This window comes from Polaribacter septentrionalilitoris, assembly GCF_009832745.1.
In the GTDB taxonomy this organism is placed as follows: Bacteria; Bacteroidota; Bacteroidia; order Flavobacteriales; family Flavobacteriaceae; genus Polaribacter; species Polaribacter septentrionalilitoris.
On sequence record NZ_VRMJ01000036.1, the window covers coordinates 80,299 to 98,678 of the forward strand.

Genomic DNA, 18,380 nt, shown 5'->3' on the forward strand with positions numbered 1-18,380 from the left:
TGAGTATATTTATTGTAAATCGAGTCGAAATTTTTAGTAAATTCTAATATAGGTTAAGGAAATGCTACAAAAAGTAGAAAAATTAATAAAAATATCAAATCTGTTTTTTAGATTCACAAGGCGCTATTGTATTTAACAATTACTGTTGTCAAATTAATTTTAACGTTTACATTTATGAACTATCCACAAATTATACTCGTTCTACTTGTTACATTAATACATATCTACATCATGTATTTAGAAATGGTATTATGGTCAAGCAAAAAAGGAATAAAAGCATTTGGTTTAAAAAGTAAAGAATTTGCTGAAGAAACAAAAGTTTTAGCAGCTAATCAAGGGCTTTATAACGGTTTTTTAGCAGCAGGTCTTATTTGGGCTTTAATTAGTAAATCATCAGATATTGCACTTTTCTTCTTTGCGTGTATATGCATTGCTGGTATTTATGGAGCTTATTCTACCAAGAAAATTAAAATTTTATACATTCAAACTATACCTGCTTTGGTTGGAATATTAACTTTTTTAATATTTTAGATAACTTTTTTATTCCTAGATAGAAACTATTACTTTTACATTTAATTACTAAAAAACAAAAAATGGGAGAATACATTGAAAAATTAGAAAATTTATTGGTAGAATATACACCAAAAATTTTGGTCGCTCTAGCAATCTTAGTTATCGGTTTATTTGCTATAAACATTGTTGTAAAAACAACAAAGAATATTTTGAAAAAACGTAATGTAGATGTTACTTTACAAAAGTTTTTAGGTGATCTAATTAGTTGGGCTCTTAAGTTATTATTGTTTATTACTGTAATTGCAAAATTAGGGATTGAAACTGCTTCATTTGCAGCAATAATAGCAGCAGCTGGTTTAGCTGTTGGTTTAGCACTTCAAGGTTCTTTAGGTAACTTTGCAGGCGGTGTTTTAATCATGATTTTTAAACCTTTTAAAATAGGTGATGTAATTGAAGCGCAAGGTGAAATTGGAGCAGTAAAAGAAATTGAAATCTTTACAACCAAGCTAACAGGTTTGTCAAATAAAGAAATTATTATTCCTAATGGAACCTTATCTAATGGTAATATTGTAAACTATTCAACAGAAGGTACAAGACGTGTAGATTTAGTAATTGGTGTTTCTTATGATGCCGATATTAAAGAAACCAAAAAAGTACTTACAGATGTTTTAACTTCGCATGCTAAAGTATTAAAAGACCCAGCTCCAAGTGTAACTGTTTTAGAGTTAGCAGATAGTTCTGTAAACTTTGCAGTAAGACCATGGTGTAAAACAGCAGATTATTGGACTGTTTATTTTGATGTAACTGAAGCAGCAAAATTAGCTCTAGACAAAGCAGGAATAGAAATTCCTTACCCACATAGAGTAAACATAAATAAGTCTGAATAAAGAATTAAAAAATAGATTTCTTTTTCTTTTCTGGAATTACAATAAAATCCTTTAAATAAAAAGGCTCAAAATAAGCGACATCTTCGATGTCGTTTTTTTTGTACTTTATATATGATAATTCTGCCATTTCTTTTGCTGATGGATGCTTATCATCTATAAAAACAGCATTTTTATGTGTTATAATGTCTTTACACTTTTGAGCTCCATCACCTAAAAAAAAGACTTTAGTATCATTTAAGTATTTAGAAAAGGAATTCTGATCAATAACTTCTGCTTTAATTTCTCTTATTTGTTGATGTTTATCATCAAAAACAGATGCATAAACTTCCATTCTTCTGGCATCAATCATAGGAATGATAATGCCTTCATCGACTTGAATTGAATGAGAAAGTGATGTTAATGTATCAATAGAAATTAAAGGTTTATTCAGTGCAAAACATAAACCTTTTGCTGCAGACACACCAATTCTTAGACCTGTATATGAACCAGGACCTTTACTTACAGCAATTGCATCAATTTGTGATTTATCTATCTTTAAATCCTTTAATAATGCATCAATAAAAGGGTGCAATACTTCTGCATGTGAGTATTGTCCGTTATTCAATTCTTTACAACCCAAGACTACTCCATCTCGTGCAATACTTACAGAGCAATTTTTAGTTGCTGTTTCTATGTTTAGTAATAATGCCAATGCTGTTTTTTTTTACAAAGATAAGAGATTGAAAAAAGAAAAACCTCACATAAATGCGAGGTTCAATTTATATTTTTTTTATTGAATCTTATTCTAAAACTAAATCACCAGAATAGAATTGCAACACTTTTGTTTTAAAAACATAATCGTATTTTGCTCTAATCATAGCAGCTTGAGCATTTACTAGTCTTGTTCTTACCAAATCAAAATCAAACAACGTCATTGCTCCAAAATTATATCTTTCTTGTGCATTTTTAAATGCTTCTTGTTGCGCCTCTAAAGATACTTTTGCAGCTTCAAATGTTTTTAAAGCAGTTTTAACATCTAAAAATGCTTGTTCTATGGTTTGTTTTAAAGTTAGTTTTTCGTTTTCGAGTCTAAGCTCTGAAATCTCTTTGCTAATAATAGATTTAGTGAGTCTATTTTTTGTTTGAAAACGATTAAAAATTGGAATGTTTAGAGATACTCCAATATTATATCCAAGATTGTCATTTAACTGTTGAAAGAAATAATCATTTTGGAAAATCGCTGTGTTAAATCTATGACTATAACCTGTCCCCATTCCTGCAAAGAGCGATACTGTTGGAAGAAAAAATCCTCTAGATAACTCTATATTAATGTCTGCATTTTCAACTCCTAATTTTGCTCTTGCAATTTCTGGCATTCTATCTAAAGATTTGCTGTAAACAGTGTTTGAATTTCTATACAACAAATTTGCAGAAGGTGTACCAACATCTATAGGTGCTACATCAAAACCTTCTAATGGTACTTGTAATAATTGAGATAAATTTAATAATGCTAAGTCTAAAGCATTTTCTTGTGCAATAACGTTTTGTTGATCTGTAGCTGCTGTAGATTGCGTATTTAACAAATCTCCTTTTGGAATTACTCCTGATTTAAACCTGCTCTCAGCTGCATCAATCTGTTTTTTACTAATTTCATATTGAACTTTGGCTGCGTTTAAATTTTCTTTCGCAAATAAAATATTTAAATACCCATTTACAATTCTTAAAGAGATATCGTTTTCAATAACTTTTAAATCTTCTAAACTAGACTCAACTCCTAATTGAGCTTGTTTATATGTATTTGTATTTCTAAAACCATTAAAAATAGTAACATTAGAACTCAAATCAAATGAAGCATTAAAGTTATTTGTTGAGATTCTTGCGTTACTAATATTATCAATGATAGAACCAAAACCAAATCTTCCTGATGAACTACCATTTAAGTTTGGTAAAAAATTACCTTTGGCAATATCTACATCCTTTTTGGCTAACTCTAAGCTTAATTTATTTTGTTGTATCGTAATGTTCTTTTCTAATGCTTGATCTACACATTCTTTTAAAGTCCATTGTTTCTGAGAAAAAGTAGCAATACAAGTAAATAATGCAACTGATAGAATAAGTTTGGTTTTCAAAATATTTAACTTTTGGTTGATTTAGTCCTAATAAATTTTAAAATTACTTTTGTAATTGTATTCATAAGACGACTAAAAGTAAAATATGTTACAACATTTCACTCTTATAGTAATGTTAATTTTTGGCTTTCTTTTTATATGAGTAAATAGCGTACAGTAAAACTGCTATTAAGAGGTATGGAAAAACCATTAAATATGTAATTCCGTTGTTAACTCCTTCTGCCATAGAAACATCTCCATTTTCAACTACAGCCTTACACATAGCACATTGAGCTGATAAAAGATTAATACCAAATAATAGCAAAAGAGAAGATAAAATTATTTTTTTAAGCATAATAAGGAGCTATCATTATATAAACTACAACACCTGTAATTGCCACATACAACCAAAGTGGAAAAGTCTTTTTTGCTATTTTTTTATGTTGTGGAAACTGACCTAACTTTGCTCTCATGTAAGTTAACAAAACAAAAGGAATTACAATTACTGATAATACAATATGAGTGATTAAAATAAAATAATAAATGTATTTAATTACTCCTTCTCCACCAAATTTAGTAGAATCTGATGTCATATGATAAGCGATATACATCAATAAAAAGAGTAAAGAACAAGCTATCGCAAAAGTATTTAATTGTTCGTGTAATTTTCTATTACCTTGTTTAATAGCAACTACTGCAGCAATTAAAACAACAGCTGTTAGTCCATTTATAAAAGCATAGATTGGTGGCAAAAAAGTTAGCGGTGCTACATCGAAACCTAATTCTCTGAGGTTTACACCAAATAATGCTGCTACTGCAATTGGTATAATAATTGATAATGCAGTGATTAACTTTTTGTATTTTTTTTCTTGTACTAAATTACTCATCTAACAAAATTTTAATGTCTTCTTTAAGTTCTTGAATTTGATGTTTTAAATCCTGCTCATCTAAAGCTCTGTAAACAAAAATTGGGTTTCCAAATTCGTCATACCTAGACCTAATATTTCCATTTTTATCAATTAAAGCAAAATTACCTGAATGATAAAAACCTCCATGATCTGTTCCTCCTTTTCCAGAAGGTAATTTGAATCCTTGATTAGATAAATCATACACATAACTATCTGATTTACCTGTTAATAGATGCCAATTTTTATGGGTTATTCCTTGGTTAGTAGCATAATCTTTTAAAATCTTTGGAGTATCTATATCTGGTGTAATTGAAAAAGAGGCAATTCCAAAGTCTGGATTTCCATAAAACTCTTTCTGAATGGTCAACATTTTTTGATTCATTAAAGGACAGATTGTTGGGCAAGTTGTAAAGAAGAACTCTACCACATAAACTTTACCTAAGTAATCTTTATTTGATATGGTTTTACCATCTTGATTGGTAAACTCAAAGTTAGGGATCTTATGAAAAGTGTGTAGTTTCGATGTACTAAAATGATGAACCACTTTAGGTACTGTATAAATACCAAATAATAAAATAATGAAAGTGATACCAATATAAGAATACTTCTTGTTCATTTATCTTAGATTTCTCTATCTGCGTTGTTCTTTTTTAATGCCAATCTGTATTCTGCCAACACCACCTTAACATCATCTTTCATTTTATTATTTAATTCTGCAACAGATGTCATGTTGTAACCAAACAATTTTCCATCTTTTGCATCATCATCATCTGTTCTACCTCTTAATGCAGCTTCTTTATCTATTAAATATGCTTCAGTAATATATCCATCAGTTAAAGTGGAGTTGGTTTTAAAACTCTCATAAAAAGCATTAATTTCTGCTTCAGAACTTTCTATAAACTTCCATTTTACCATATTAGTAAAGGCACCTATTTCTTCTTTTAGTTTAGCAACTTCTTCTTTTTTTGTCTTTGGATAGATTGCTAAGATTTGGAAATCTTTAAAATCATAAAAAGGTTTGTATATCTTTTCATTCAAATTAAAAAGTCCTCCTTTTGCCTTATCAATATCATTACCTAAAAAACATATCACCGAAATTTTATTTTTTAAAGTTGATGATTTAGTATCATCTATATTAGAAACATCAATTATATTTTTTGTTAGTATGGGTAATTTCGCAAAGTTGTTTATTCCAGATGATAGAAATAAATACAGAAAAAGCGGAAGAATAAATAACAGAAAAAGAACAATTCTTTTTTTATTTCTATTTGTCATTTTTTATAAAATCTAGATTACAAAGATACTTTATGAGCAAAAAAAAGGTGGTTAAAACCACCTTAATATTTTCTTAAATTACCATTTTACTAGTGGCGATAAGGTTTCATATAAATAACCTCCTTCTATTAGTAATAGAGTAACTAAATATACAATCAAGAAAACTGCTGTCCAAACCACAGATCTTCTAAACCATTTTTTTTCTCCCTCCATGTGCATGAAAGTCCAAGTAATATAGTATGCTTTTGCTAAAGTTAAAATGATAAAAATCCAATTTAACCAACTCGTTCCAGGTCCATGTAAATGTAATGCTTCTGGTTTAATAATACCCAAAGCAACTTCTATGATTGTTATTACAGATAGTAAACCAAATACCATCCATATTCTTTTCACATTAGATTCGTGTGCGTGTGCCATCTTTTGTTTTCTCTTTTTAAATTAAACTAAGTAGAAGAAAGTAAATACAAATACCCAAACTAAATCTACAAAGTGCCAATATAAACCAACTTTTTCTACCATTTCATAATGTCCTCTTTTTTCATACGTTCCTAAGATTACATTAAAGAAAATGATGATATTAATTACAATTCCAGAGAATACGTGGAAACCGTGAAAACCAGTAATAAAGAAAAAGAAATCTGCAAAAATGGTATTACCATACTCATTAACCTTTAAGTTAGCTCCTTCTACAACCATTTTACCTTTTAATAAACGATCCAAGCCTTCTTCTCTTGATAAAATTGTTTTTTGTTTTTTATCTAAATCTATTAATTCTGTTCTCACTTGAACATCAGAATTTGCTTTGTAAGCATTTACAACTTGTGCAACAGAATATTCAGAAATTGTGCCTTCTTTCTCAAACCATAATCCGTTTTTTCTTGTATGCTGCTCTCTGCCATCCACTCTTGCGTCAACAACAAAATCTGATAAAGCAATTTGTTTTCCATCTTTTACAAATTGTAAAATTTTACCATCTGTAGTTTTTACAGCTCCATAAGAACCTTTAATGAAAGTATTCCACTCCCATGCTTGAGAACCTACGAAAATTAAACCCCCAATAATTGTAGCAAACATATACCAAGCTACTTTACTTTTTTGCATCTTGTGACCAGCATCAACTGCCAATACCATGGTTACAGAAGAGAAAATAAGGATAAAAGTCATAAATGCCACATAATACATTGGGTATTCTCCATGTATAAATGGGATGTGTGTAAACACTTCATCCGCAATTGGCCAAGAATCTATAAATTTAAATCGTGTTAAACCGTAAGCTGCTAAAAATCCTGAAAAGGTTAATGCATCAGAGACGATAAAAAACCACATCATCATTTTACCATAACTGGCACCAAATGGTTTTACGCCACCACCATTCCAGGTTTCTTTACTTTCTGAAGGTATAGCAATGTTTGCTTCCATAAATGTTATTTCTGTTGTTTAGTCTTAAAATAGTTTGCCAAAATTAAACATTTTCTATCACTTGATAAAATAGAAAAAGAAAAATAGATAAATCCATAGTATATCTACAAAATGCCAAAAGATTGCACCTAGTTCAAACCCTAGCATATTGTCTGATTTGTACTTGTATTTAAAATGATTATAAATAACAACTAAAAGCACGACAACCCCCGCTATTAGGTGCAAAACGTGCATAAAAGTGATGCCAATAATGAAAGATGTTGATACAGTACTCTCTGGCCCTGTAAAAAATAATCCAACACTTTTTAGTTGATTAAAACCAACATATTGTTGCCAAATAAATGCAATTCCTAAAAAAAATGTAATCACAATCAACAAAATTGACGCTTGTCTTTTGTCTTTTTTTAAAAATCTTTGTGATAAAATAAGTGCAATACTGCTCGCAATAATTAAAAAAGTACTGATATGGAATGCCTCAGGTAAATCAAAAGAAACCCAATCTTCTCTTTTCATACTAATTACATAAGCACTAGTTAAGCCTGCAAAAAACATGACCATACTAATCATAGAAACCCACAACATTGGTTTTGCTGATTTCTTTTTACCTTTATTTAATTCTTCTTGTACTAGTTGTTCTTGTGTCATATTTTAATGTAAAAATTTATCTACTACATATACAATTTGTACTACTGTGATATATAAAACGCTAGAAAGCATTAATTTTCTTGCATCTATGTTGTCTTCGCTTTTATGAAGTTTTATGCCAAAATAAAGCATATACAACCCTAAAATGGCTACAATTACTGCTGTAATTGGATGAATATAAAAAGCACCTGATAATTTTAAGACAGGAGAAATGGAAACCAAGATCATAATTACAGTGTAAAAAATGATTTGTTTAACTGCTCCTTTATCCTTTGTGTTCATTGGTAACATATTAAATCCTGCTTTTTTGTATTCTTCAAACTGCAACCAACCAATAGCCCAAAAGTGTGGAAATTGCCAAAAAAACTGAATCATGAATAAAAAACCAGCTTCAATACCAAATTGATTAGTAGCAGCAACCCAACCTAACATAAACGGAATTGCTCCTGGAATTGCTCCTACAAATACAGATAATGGTGTAACTGGCTTTAAAGGTGTATAGACACTTGTATAAATAAAAATTGATATTGCACCAAATAATGCAGTTTTTGGGTTGATGGTATATAAAATTACAATGCCTAAAATGGTAAATAAAATTGCAATGGTTAATGCTGTGTTCTTAGACATTCTACCAGTTGGTAATGGCCTATTCTGAGTTCTTTTCATCATAGCATCTGTATCTCTTTCAATTACTTGATTAAAAGCATTAGACGCACCAACCATAAAAAAACCTCCTAAAGAAAGTAAAAACAACGTAAAATAACTCACTACCTCTACAGCAAGTAAATATCCTGCTACAGAAGAAAAAACAACACTTAAAGACAAACCAACTTTAGTAAGTTGCTTAAAGTCGGAAAAAATAGTCTTCATAGAAGGGTTTGTATCTGTTATAACCACTGAATTCATCTTTCTGCAAAATGGTTTGCAAAGATATTTGATAATTATGACTTTACCATAATTTTAGTACTATTTTAAGATAAAAAAACCCACTCAAAAAAATGAGTGGGAAAATTGCTATGAAAAAGAAAAAGTGTGATTAATTAAAATCACATTGCAAATATAAAACTATTTATAACATTTTTTCCCAAAATTTTGTAAAATTTTAAAAGTCGAAATACCAATTAAAAAGATCTGATCGTATTCCTGCAGTAAACCAAACTGTTGTACCTGATGGAAAACCAGGTAAAGCAGTATCAATATCAAAATTTCTGTATGAAAAACCTGCAAAAAGATTGGTTCTGTTTGATGGGTTAATTAAATAATTGGCTTGTATGTCTGCAATAAATATGTTTGCGGTATTTCCTTGCCCTAAAACATTACCTGTATCAGCAAATCTATCTTCATAAGATTGATAAATATCACCACCATAACTTACTGCTTGATCTACAAAATCAAATCCTTTTTTACCTAAAATTAACTTTGCACTTCCACTCCATCTATCTTTTTTATAACGTGCAATTGCGATTGCTTCCCAGAAATTAGCTCCCCATAGATGCCCCATGGGTTGGCTATAATTACCATAATTTAAAGCTGATGTTTGGTGTGCAAAAGTATAAGGTCTTGCATAGTTATATTCTAATTGCAAGAAAAGATTATCAACTTGAAAAGCATCAAAATATTTTGCTCCTATTTGGTACGCAAATTTATTTTCCCATCTTCCAAGAGAATTTAGTTTATTAAAAGAAAACTCGTCAACTACTAACTGAGAATACAGAGAAATTTGATTGCTTAATTTATACTTACCCGCTAAACCTAAAATAGCATTACCTGCATCTTCACCTCTGTTAAATTCTAAAGATCGGTAAAAAATTATCGGATTTAAAAAACCTGCATCAATACCATTTCCGCCTCTAGAAATTGCTGTTTCAAAGAAACCTAAGTTCAATCTATCATTTACATTAAAGGATAAATAATGAGCAGCAATATATTTTCTTGCATGTTCTTTTGGATCTAAAGCAGACGACAATGAAGGCTCTGTATTCCACATCCAGATGTTTGTATATTGAAACTTCCAAAGGTTGGCTTTTAGTTTTAAATAAGTTGTTGGTGCAGAAACATCAGACAAAATAAAAGAACGATACCCATCACCTAGAAAATTCTTTCCGTTACCAAATTGAAATTGTAAATATTTATTTGGTGTATAGGCTAAGTAAGCTTCTGCTACTGGATAATCGTGAGAATCTGTTCGATGTCTTTTTGTTTTTCCTCTTCCAGGAACTAGTCCTTCAGAATTTTTTGGTCTGACATTTAAAGCAGGATTTTCTATAAACCTATTAATGTATTCTGCAAATCTTCCTTGACTTTCATAATATGTTGTAGAAAACGAAATCTTATCTAAAATTTCACCATTAACTTGTACAATTCTTGAGTTGTTAAAAGTATATGCTAAGTTAGAATTGTCTTTTCCTAATTGTGTATCTAAAAGAAAATCAACTGTAAACCAATAGTCTTTCTTTTTTATTTGTAGTAAATGTTCATTCCAAATTTTATTACCAACCCAAGTTTTTTTGTTTGGTTTTAAAAACTCTTTTTTCTCTTTGGTTAAATCATAATACTCACTAACTTCTGAATAAGTGTAGGGTTTTGAAGCAGTATGCGTTCCTTTTGCTTTATGCATTGCATATTCAAATTCTACATATCTACGGTGTGTAAACGGTATATTTAATTTACTACTGTGTTCTAAAAACGTAGAATCTGCAATTCTGTTTTTTTCTACAACCTCTAAAATATCTATTTTTTTTGTCTTTTCTGTAGGACTAATTATTTCATTGCTTTGTGTTCTATTGATAGGAAACGCGATTGGTAATTCGAACTGCATTTCTATTGCATGATTATTATACCAACCAGGAGTAATCTTTGGAAAATTATCAAAAACTCTTTTTACTTCTTTTTTAATAGACTCATAGGGTGTATTTACATAAATCAATTTAAAATCACCTTGGGCTGTAACAACAAATATACTATTGGCTGTTCCTGTAAACTTTTCATTTTCTACAATTGCGGGTGTTTTGAATTCTGAAAAGAAATGTTTCTTGGTGGTTGCTAAAAAGCATTTTTGTATTGATTGAATTTCTTCACCTTTACATACATCAAAAATTGGATATCTTTCTTGCTGTGAAAAAAATACTGATGGAAATAATAAAACTAGAAATAAATATTTTCTTACCATTCTATACTTTTAAAACTGTATTATTTTTTAATTGATATTTTTGATGACTTTCTTTACAAACTGCTTCACCATTTTCATCAAAATTTAATTTGTGTCCGTATTCACTTACCCATCCTATCTGTTTAGATGGATTACCAACCACCAAAGCATAAGGCAATACTTCTTTGGTTACCACTGCTCCTGCACCAATTAAGGCAAATTCTCCAATAGTGTTTCCACAAATAATGGTGGCATTGGCACCAATACTTGCTCCTTTTTTGACTAGGGTTTTTTGATACTGATTTTTTCTTACAACAGCACTTCTTGGATTTATGATGTTTGTAAACACCATTGAGGGTCCAAGAAAAACATCATCCTCACAAATAACTCCTGTATAAATAGAAACGTTGTTTTGAACCTTTACATTTTTACCTAGAACCACTTGCGGAGAAACCACCACATTTTGACCGATATTACATTGCGCACCAATTACGGCATTAGACATAATATGGCTAAAATGCCATATTTTTGTGTCTTTACCTATACTGCAGCCTTTATCTATGACAGCAGTTTCATGTGCAAAATAATCTTCCAAAATTAATATCCTATACTCGAGTTATCTTCTTTATTTACAATTTGTTTAGAAGATGATGTACCAATTCTATCAACTCCTAAATTAATCATTTTTACTGCAGTTTCATAATCTCTTACACCACCAGCAGCTTTTATTTTTAATGGTTTTGCATTTTCTGCAATTAATTGCATGGTTTCAAATGTTGCTCCATTTGGTAAATTGTCTTTAGTTTTGAAAAATCCGGTAGATGATTTTACAAAAACCCAATCTGCTTTTTCTGCACCAAATTCATTAAAAACAATGCTTTTAATGAGTTGCGAAATTACAATTATTTCTTTGTTTGTAAGGGCAGCAACCTCAATTATCCATTTGACTACTTTTTGGTTTTCTAAACAAAGTTTTGTGCATTTGATAATCTCGTTTTTTACAAATTCTATTTCTCCTTTTTTAAAAGCTTCATAATTCACTACAAAATCTAACTCATCAGCCCCTAAATTAATTGCATTTTGAGCTTCTTCTAGTTTTTGTGCTGTTGTATAAGTACCTTCATAAAAACCAATCACAGTTCCGATAAGAATCTTATTATTTGATTCTTGCAACATTTTTTTTGCCAGCGGAATATATTTTGCACGAATCATCACCAATTTATAGTCATACAAAATTGCTTCATTTACTAAATCAACTACTTTTTGCTGATTTTCTTCTTCAGAGAGATTAGCTTGATCTGCTGTTTTTAAATATGTTGCGTCTAAATATTGACTAATTTTCATTTTACAAAAGTAAGAAATAATAAAACTCAGCCATTAAAAAACCCAACCTTTTGGTTGGGTTTTAATTTTATTCAACACTGAATGCAATTGGTAAATTGTATCTAACCTTTACTGTTCGCATATTTTGTTTTCCCGGTTTAAACTTGGGGAGTTTTCTAATAATTCTATTGGCTTCTTTTTCTAATGCTTTGTGAGTAGCCCTTATTTTAATGTTTACAACTTCACCTTTATCATCAATAACAAATTGTGTAAATATTTTATGTTTGCCTGAGCGCAAACCAATTTCATTTGCCAATTCTACATTAAAATTACGGGTTACAAACTGTTTCATCTTTTTATCAAAACAAACCTTGCTTGCTTCTTTTGAGAGGTCTTCACATCCTTTAAAAATGGGTGTATATTGTACAAAATCATAAGGAACATCTTCTTTTATATCTTCTTTTATTTTTACCTCATCTACTTTATCAATATCAATTAATTCTGGGTCAATATCTGTAGTATTAAATATTTTGACTTCTGGTAAATCATTGTTTCCTTTTTTAATTTCATCAGGAATTAATTTTTGAACCTTTTTAGGAAACTCTAACTTAGGTTCAGGTTTTACTTCTTTTACAAATTTGACAACTCTATCTGGTTCTAGATAGAGAATCTTAGGTTCATAAACGTTACTGATAGGTATTGATTTTTGTTCGGTTTGGTGCTCTAAAGAGATATAAACGATAAAGAGCACTAATACAAGTCCTAACTGGGTAAAAATGTTAGAGAACTTTTCTAATTGTTTGGTTGGTAGTTTTTTTGAGTTTTTCATAATTAGAAAGTTTTAAATGTTAAAGACTTGTTAAAAACAAATAGCATGCCATAAAAAAACAGCATCGAAATATCGATGCTGTTACAGAATTAAAAATATTAAGTTTTAATTTTTTTCTTTCTCTTCTTCTATAGATCTTACCAACTGTAAGTCATATTTGTATTATAGTCTGTATACAATCCTGAACCTGAAGCTGTCCACTCATAAAGGCTTGCTAAAAATGTACCTTCATAAACTTTCATGTTTCCAGAATTATTGCTGTTAGATTCTAAAACTAATTTATAACCATCAGTATCTAATTCAATTTTAGTTGTATCAGTTTCTACCCACCATTTTATGGTTGTATACGCTACATTATCTATATATAAACTTGCTTCTGCATAACTACCATCTTTTAATTGATAACCGTCCATAAATTTACCTGTAAAATCTAGTGAAACAATACTATATTCAAAATTATATCTGTTTGATGTTTCAGAAATAACATAAGTTACAGAAACTCCGTCTGCAGACCAAGTATATGTTTGTGTATTCAAAATACTTTCTTTTGAAGCTGATTTAGCACCTGATGGAACTGATGTTGCATTTGCAGGTACAGTAAATAAAGTTGCAAAAGACGATCCTAAAAGCTTTAATGTTTCAAATTGAGCATTAGCTTGTTGCGCATACTGATTATTTGAGGCTGATAATGCTGCAGGTACAGACAATGCTTGAATATCTTTTACAAAATCTTGCATCACTTTTTCTGAAAGCGGTTCTCCTTCTAGAGCATCATTATCATTACTGCTACATGAAGTTGCTACTAATACGGCTACTAAGGCTAATACTGTAAATAATTTGTTTGTAATTTTCATAGTTTTTGTGATTTTCATAGTTTAATTTTTACTTAATAATTAGTTTTTTGGAAACTGACCTATTTCCTGAGGTTGCTTTTACGATATAAATTCCTTTTGCAAATTTAGATGTATTTATTTTTTGCTTGGAATTTATGTTTTTTTCTTCAAACATTTTTACTCCAATGCTATTAAATATCTGAATTTTATCAATAGTATTCTCATTCTCTAATTTAACTGAAAAACTTGATGAAGCTGGGTTTGGATAAAGAAGCAAGTTATTCTTTAATTCATAGAAGTTATCTACAGACAACACACTAGAATCTTCAACTTTTAGGGTAAAAGTACCTGCTTCTAATTTAGAACTTGTTCCTTTAGATGAAGCTGATTCTATCCAAATTTTTAAATAAAATTTTGTGCCAACTGTTAAGTTATTTAAAGAAATACTTGTACCACAAGCTATTGGTGATATACTTGTACAAGATGCATAAATGGCAAATTTAAGTACGCCTTCTCCTGGAGTTCCTTGAACACTAAACTCGCCAGTTGCTGGCACAGTTACAGAATACCAAACATCTGTAAGTACAGTAACTGTAGCACAACTAGGATTATTATTTGCTGTACCACTATTTACATCTCCTAAAACTTGCTGACCAAAAACTAATGGAATTGCATTTGCACAATCATCATTTGCAGGGGCACAATCTGTCGCATAAAAGGCTGTACCATCTTTGTTTGGCCAATTTGCATTGCTGTAAGAAGCATTATCAACTTCAATACATGTTAAATTTGGATTTCCTGTTGCACTAAATATTGTAATAATTGAATTGTTTCCGTTTTTTATTCCTAAACTCTCTAAATTATTATCATCAACATCTAACCAAAATAAATTTGTATTTTGTCTTAGATCAACTTGTTTAAGTTGATTCTCATTAGAAATAAGAGATGTTAACTTTGTATTAGAATTTGTGTTGATTAAGGTAAGTTGATTTTTATAACATGATAAAGTCTCTAAATCTGTTAAAAAATGAATTTCTAAACTGGTTAGATTATTCTCACCTACGTCAACATTTTTAAGTTTTGTATTTTTTGATAAATCTATAGAGGTAAGCTGATTATTTGCTAGAAACAGTTTTTCTAACAATACATTTTTACTTAAATATATGGATGAAATTTGATTGTTTGCTGCATCTAATTCTATCAGATTTATAAAATCTTCTATTCCAGTTAAATCTGTAATGTTTTTATCTTTGACAACAACTTTAGTAATATTTTCGATATCAGTAGTTAATACTTGTCCATTTATGGTTCCATCAGAATCGATATTTTCGTCAATTAAATACTGCTCGAAATTTGCATCTGGAATCACAGTGATATCAATACAATCTTTAGTATCTCCTGAAATGTTCCAGTTATTTGGAGCAGAAGTTAGTATGGTTCTAGCAGTTTCTCCCACACAATATTGTAAACCTGATGCCCCTAATGAAACATTTGATTTTAACGTTTGTGTTGCCCAACCTTTTAATAAAGCATCGTAATTACTTCTTGATAAGTCTGAGTTATTTAACATACCTGTCATTCTTTTAACTTTACTAACATTCCAATTACTCAAGTTTTGATTAAAAGCAAGCGCATTAGAAAACATACCAGACATTGTGGTAACATTGCCTACATCCCAATCACTAATATCTTGGTTAAAATTGCCCGTGTTAGCAAACACCCCTTCCATATCAGTTACATTAGAAACATTCCAACCACTAATATCTTTATTAAAATCTCTTGCGCCATAAAACATACCCTCCATATTTGTAACACTAGATACATTCCAATTTCCTATATCTTGATTAAAAGAATTTGCATCTCGAAACATATCTTCCATATCAGTAACGCTACTTACATCCCAACTTCCAATATCTTGATTAAAAACGACTCTATCTCCATCAAACATAGACTCCATAGTTGTAACATTACTAACATTCCAGTTGCCAATATCTTGGTTAAATGCATTTGTATCTTTAAACATTTCTTCCATATCTGTAACATTGCTCACATTCCAACCACCAATATTTTGGTTAAAAATATCTGCACTGTTAAACATACCTCTCATATTAGTAACACTACTTACATTCCAATTGCCAATATCTTGGTTAAAGCTTATTGCATTTCTAAACATAGTGCTCATATTGGTTACATTAATCACATTCCAACTACCAATATTTTGATTAAAAAGAACTGCATTATAAAACATTTCTTCCATGTCTGTAACACTAATCACATTCCAACCGCCAATATCTTGGTTAAATCTTAAAGAACCTGAAAATATTCTGCTCATAGAGGTAACTTTACTCACATTCCAATTACCAATATCCTGATCAAAGTAATCTGTACCACCAAACATAGATTTCATATTAGTAACATTACTAACATCCCAACCACCAATATCTTGATTAAAATACGTTCCAAAAAACATACCCTCCATATTCCTAACATTGCTTACATCCCAACTACTAATATCTTGATTAAAGTCTGAGTTAGAAAACATATAACTCATATCTGTAATGTTGCTAACGTCCCAATTGTCTAAGCTTTGGTTAATACCGGCAGTAAAAAACATATAGGTCATGTTGGTTGCGTTACTTAAATTTGGGCTATCTGTGGCATTAATACTTAAATTGTCGCATTGTACAAAAGCATGAGCCATAGTTAACCACGGGTTGTTCCCCCATTGCTCTATCGTTTTTATTCTAAGTCTAGAACCACCTATACCAAAATAAATAGCTGGGAAAGTTCCTGTAATTGTTACTGTATAAGTATCTTTTGTTGCGTAAGTGTGTTTTGCGTCTTGTGTTAGACCACTAGATGTGGTTCCATCTCCCCAATTTACAGAGTAGTTGTAAGTATATTCACCCCAATTTGTAGGAATGGTAATTTCTTGATTATCTTTAGTAGTTTCCCAAGTTGTGATAAATTGTCCAAATGAAATTTGAACAAAAAAAATAAAGAGTAGTGTTTGTAGTTTTGTTTTCATAGTTTTTGTTTTTTTTTAAAATCCCATTTTTCTGTATTCATTACTGTTGATTTTTACATTTTTATCAGTAACATTGGTAACTTTTATTTTAAAATTTTTACCTTGATGTGTAGAATTTAACTCTAAAACAAATCCATTTAAATATGGGTTATTCATTTTCATACCTAACATTGGTAATTCTATATTTTGAATTGGGAATTCTTTAGAAACCCAAAAACTTACAGAACCTTTAGAATTGGTATAATCGTAATCTACTTTATACTCTTGGCAAGTGTAGCCTAAAATGGTTTTTGTATTTCCTGTTTTTTTATATTCGAAATCTGCTCCATCAGGTATTTTGTCATCCATATCATATTGACCTCCCATTTGTTCTAATGAAGTTGCTTTTTTCATTTTCATACCTGCAACATCCATAAAACCTATAGATGCTTTTGGAGTCATTACCATAAGCATAGTTCCTTGACCTTGCATTTCTTTTGGTGCTACAGACATTCCCCAGATATCAGGATAATTCCCTAAAAGAAACTCTATAGGGTATTTATCTCCTCTTTCATCAGTAATCTCAACTGCTATAGCTTTGTTAAAAGCAAATGTAGAAGGTATATTTACAGTAGGTGAAAGTTTTTCTTTCATATATTTTTTATCTGCATCTGTGAGTTCTGTTTTTTGAGTGTTTTTATTTTCTACTTGTTTAAACTCTCTTGTAACACTATATTTTGGAGATGTTGTAGAAATACTACCTGTTAAATTAGCAATCGTTGTTCCTCCTATACCTAAATTATCAGTTGTTGTTGAATGATCGTCTATATTAGCTTTTCCATTAAATGAAATCATAATATTTTGATCTTTATTAAACATTACAGTTACTGTTCCACTACTAAATTTAACTTCTTGCTGACCTGCTCTTACTTTTTGATCAAAATCATATTTTCCTTTTACCAAAGCATCATAATCTAATTGTAATGTTGCTTCTTCTGGAATTTTAAACGTTTTATTTTTAAGGTTTTTAATATCTGTAATATTCTTTAAATTAAGAATATAACCATCATGAACATCCACTCCAAAAGTATCCCAGTAACCAACAATTTTTACTTTATCCCCTATTTTTTCTACATTAGTTTGAGTTAGTTGATTTATAGAAGTTGTACCATATAATTTGGAATGATTTATAGTAGCATTACCATAAGATTTTTTAGGAACAAACGTTTTCTTTTCTTTTTTCTTAGTTTTCTTTTTACCTTTTAATAAACTATCTATTTTTTTATCGGTTTCTTTTTCTACTTTGTTTTCAATTTTTTGTTGTACTTTTTTCTTTAGTTTTTTCCAAAATTGAGCATTAGAGGTATTTGCAAAACATATTGATAGAATAAGAAATGCGGTTAGCGTTTTGTAGTTAGTTTTTAGCTTCATTTTTAAAGTTTTTTCTTTTTAGTGATTCTAAAACCAAAAGGTTAACATTTTTTATTTATTTTTAATTTTTTGTTA

19 protein-coding genes are annotated in these 18,380 nt (G+C 29.8%); 2 read left to right on the top strand and 17 right to left on the bottom strand.

Annotated features, from left to right (window positions below; translation table 11 throughout):
- The first annotated feature begins 174 nt into the window (after positions 1-174).
- Entirely contained in the window at positions 175-531 is a 357-nt protein-coding gene (locus FP421_RS09925) for a DUF1304 domain-containing protein (RefSeq protein ID WP_159950138.1), read from the top strand.
- Positions 532-593: 62 nt separating this feature from the next.
- The gene (locus FP421_RS09930) at positions 594-1,400 is read left to right on the top strand and encodes a mechanosensitive ion channel family protein (protein ID WP_159950140.1); all 807 of its coding nucleotides are present in this window, start codon (positions 594-596) and stop codon (positions 1,398-1,400) included.
- A 4-nt stretch (positions 1,401-1,404) separates the two neighbouring features.
- Here FP421_RS09930 and tsaB read toward each other — a convergent pair whose 3' ends face one another.
- The 17 genes from tsaB to FP421_RS10015 form a co-directional block, all read right to left on the bottom strand.
- Positions 1,405-2,091: a tRNA (adenosine(37)-N6)-threonylcarbamoyltransferase complex dimerization subunit type 1 TsaB gene (gene tsaB / locus FP421_RS09935; RefSeq protein ID WP_159950142.1), complete on the bottom strand. Its 687-nt coding sequence runs from the start codon at positions 2,089-2,091 to the stop codon at positions 1,405-1,407.
- An 88-nt stretch (positions 2,092-2,179) separates the two neighbouring features.
- Positions 2,180-3,508 (bottom strand): TolC family protein, encoded by a 1,329-nt coding sequence (locus tag FP421_RS09940; RefSeq protein ID WP_159950144.1) that lies wholly within the window; start codon positions 3,506-3,508, stop codon positions 2,180-2,182.
- Between the two features lie 115 nt (positions 3,509-3,623).
- Positions 3,624-3,842 carry a hypothetical protein gene (locus FP421_RS09945; RefSeq protein ID WP_159950146.1) on the bottom strand — a complete coding sequence of 73 codons (219 nt, stop codon included), beginning with the start codon at positions 3,840-3,842 and terminating at the stop codon, positions 3,624-3,626.
- On the bottom strand, positions 3,835-4,374 hold the full coding sequence (locus FP421_RS09950) for a DUF420 domain-containing protein (protein WP_159950148.1): 540 nt from the start codon (positions 4,372-4,374) through the stop codon (positions 3,835-3,837). Before FP421_RS09950 ends, FP421_RS09945 begins: the two co-directional genes overlap by 8 nt.
- The gene (locus FP421_RS09955) at positions 4,367-5,011 is read right to left on the bottom strand and encodes an SCO family protein (RefSeq protein ID WP_159950150.1); all 645 of its coding nucleotides are present in this window, start codon (positions 5,009-5,011) and stop codon (positions 4,367-4,369) included. Before FP421_RS09955 ends, FP421_RS09950 begins: the two co-directional genes overlap by 8 nt.
- A 5-nt stretch (positions 5,012-5,016) precedes the next feature.
- Positions 5,017-5,670, bottom strand: a complete 654-nt coding sequence (locus tag FP421_RS09960; protein WP_159950152.1) for a hypothetical protein — start codon at positions 5,668-5,670, stop codon at positions 5,017-5,019.
- A 78-nt stretch (positions 5,671-5,748) separates the two neighbouring features.
- Positions 5,749-6,087 (bottom strand): cytochrome C oxidase subunit IV family protein, encoded by a 339-nt coding sequence (locus FP421_RS09965; protein WP_159950154.1) that lies wholly within the window; start codon positions 6,085-6,087, stop codon positions 5,749-5,751.
- Positions 6,088-6,108: 21 nt separating this feature from the next.
- Positions 6,109-7,089, bottom strand: a complete 981-nt coding sequence (locus tag FP421_RS09970) for a cytochrome c oxidase subunit 3 (RefSeq protein WP_159950156.1) — start codon at positions 7,087-7,089, stop codon at positions 6,109-6,111.
- A 57-nt stretch (positions 7,090-7,146) separates the two neighbouring features.
- The gene (locus FP421_RS09975; protein ID WP_159950158.1) at positions 7,147-7,734 is read right to left on the bottom strand and encodes a cytochrome c oxidase subunit 3; all 588 of its coding nucleotides are present in this window, start codon (positions 7,732-7,734) and stop codon (positions 7,147-7,149) included.
- A 3-nt stretch (positions 7,735-7,737) separates the two neighbouring features.
- Positions 7,738-8,640: a heme o synthase gene (cyoE, locus tag FP421_RS09980; protein ID WP_159950160.1), complete on the bottom strand. Its 903-nt coding sequence runs from the start codon at positions 8,638-8,640 to the stop codon at positions 7,738-7,740.
- A 196-nt stretch (positions 8,641-8,836) separates the two neighbouring features.
- Positions 8,837-10,903: a gliding motility protein RemB gene (locus tag FP421_RS09985; protein ID WP_159950162.1), complete on the bottom strand. Its 2,067-nt coding sequence runs from the start codon at positions 10,901-10,903 to the stop codon at positions 8,837-8,839.
- Between the two features lies 1 nt (position 10,904).
- Positions 10,905-11,477: an acyltransferase gene (locus FP421_RS09990; protein WP_159950164.1), complete on the bottom strand. Its 573-nt coding sequence runs from the start codon at positions 11,475-11,477 to the stop codon at positions 10,905-10,907.
- 2 nt (positions 11,478-11,479) lie between these two features.
- Positions 11,480-12,226: a deoxyribose-phosphate aldolase gene (gene deoC / locus FP421_RS09995; protein WP_159950166.1), complete on the bottom strand. Its 747-nt coding sequence runs from the start codon at positions 12,224-12,226 to the stop codon at positions 11,480-11,482.
- Positions 12,227-12,293: 67 nt separating this feature from the next.
- Positions 12,294-13,034: an energy transducer TonB gene (locus FP421_RS10000; protein WP_159950176.1), complete on the bottom strand. Its 741-nt coding sequence runs from the start codon at positions 13,032-13,034 to the stop codon at positions 12,294-12,296.
- Between the two features lie 137 nt (positions 13,035-13,171).
- Positions 13,172-13,906, bottom strand: a complete 735-nt coding sequence (locus FP421_RS10005) for a hypothetical protein (RefSeq protein ID WP_159950178.1) — start codon at positions 13,904-13,906, stop codon at positions 13,172-13,174.
- 10 nt (positions 13,907-13,916) lie between these two features.
- Entirely contained in the window at positions 13,917-16,895 is a 2,979-nt protein-coding gene (locus FP421_RS10010; RefSeq protein WP_159950180.1) for a BspA family leucine-rich repeat surface protein, read from the bottom strand.
- 15 nt (positions 16,896-16,910) lie between these two features.
- A complete protein-coding gene (locus tag FP421_RS10015) occupies positions 16,911-18,305 on the bottom strand; it encodes a hypothetical protein (RefSeq protein WP_159950182.1) in 1,395 nt (464 codons plus the stop codon).
- Positions 18,306-18,380 lie beyond the last annotated feature (75 nt).

Excerpts from the sequence above, each read along its gene's own strand:
- FP421_RS10010 (WP_159950180.1), bottom strand. The coding sequence starts at position 16,895 with ATGAAAACAAAACTACAAACACTACTCTTTATTTTTTTTGTTCAAATT.
- FP421_RS09955 (WP_159950150.1), bottom strand. The coding sequence starts at position 5,011 with ATGAACAAGAAGTATTCTTATATTGGTATCACTTTCATTATTTTATTA.
- FP421_RS10000 (WP_159950176.1), bottom strand. The coding sequence starts at position 13,034 with ATGAAAAACTCAAAAAAACTACCAACCAAACAATTAGAAAAGTTCTCT.
- FP421_RS10005 (WP_159950178.1), bottom strand. The coding sequence starts at position 13,906 with ATGAAAATCACAAAAACTATGAAAATTACAAACAAATTATTTACAGTA.
- FP421_RS09925 (WP_159950138.1), top strand. The coding sequence starts at position 175 with ATGAACTATCCACAAATTATACTCGTTCTACTTGTTACATTAATACAT.
- deoC (WP_159950166.1), bottom strand. The coding sequence starts at position 12,226 with ATGAAAATTAGTCAATATTTAGACGCAACATATTTAAAAACAGCAGAT.
- FP421_RS09945 (WP_159950146.1), bottom strand. The coding sequence starts at position 3,842 with ATGCTTAAAAAAATAATTTTATCTTCTCTTTTGCTATTATTTGGTATT.
- cyoE (WP_159950160.1), bottom strand. The coding sequence starts at position 8,640 with ATGAATTCAGTGGTTATAACAGATACAAACCCTTCTATGAAGACTATT.
- FP421_RS09970 (WP_159950156.1), bottom strand. The coding sequence starts at position 7,089 with ATGGAAGCAAACATTGCTATACCTTCAGAAAGTAAAGAAACCTGGAAT.
- FP421_RS09965 (WP_159950154.1), bottom strand. The coding sequence starts at position 6,087 with ATGGCACACGCACACGAATCTAATGTGAAAAGAATATGGATGGTATTT.
- FP421_RS10015 (WP_159950182.1), bottom strand. The coding sequence starts at position 18,305 with ATGAAGCTAAAAACTAACTACAAAACGCTAACCGCATTTCTTATTCTA.
- FP421_RS09985 (WP_159950162.1), bottom strand. The coding sequence starts at position 10,903 with ATGGTAAGAAAATATTTATTTCTAGTTTTATTATTTCCATCAGTATTT.
- FP421_RS09975 (WP_159950158.1), bottom strand. The coding sequence starts at position 7,734 with ATGACACAAGAACAACTAGTACAAGAAGAATTAAATAAAGGTAAAAAG.
- FP421_RS09960 (WP_159950152.1), bottom strand. The coding sequence starts at position 5,670 with ATGACAAATAGAAATAAAAAAAGAATTGTTCTTTTTCTGTTATTTATT.
- FP421_RS09950 (WP_159950148.1), bottom strand. The coding sequence starts at position 4,374 with ATGAGTAATTTAGTACAAGAAAAAAAATACAAAAAGTTAATCACTGCA.
- FP421_RS09930 (WP_159950140.1), top strand. The coding sequence starts at position 594 with ATGGGAGAATACATTGAAAAATTAGAAAATTTATTGGTAGAATATACA.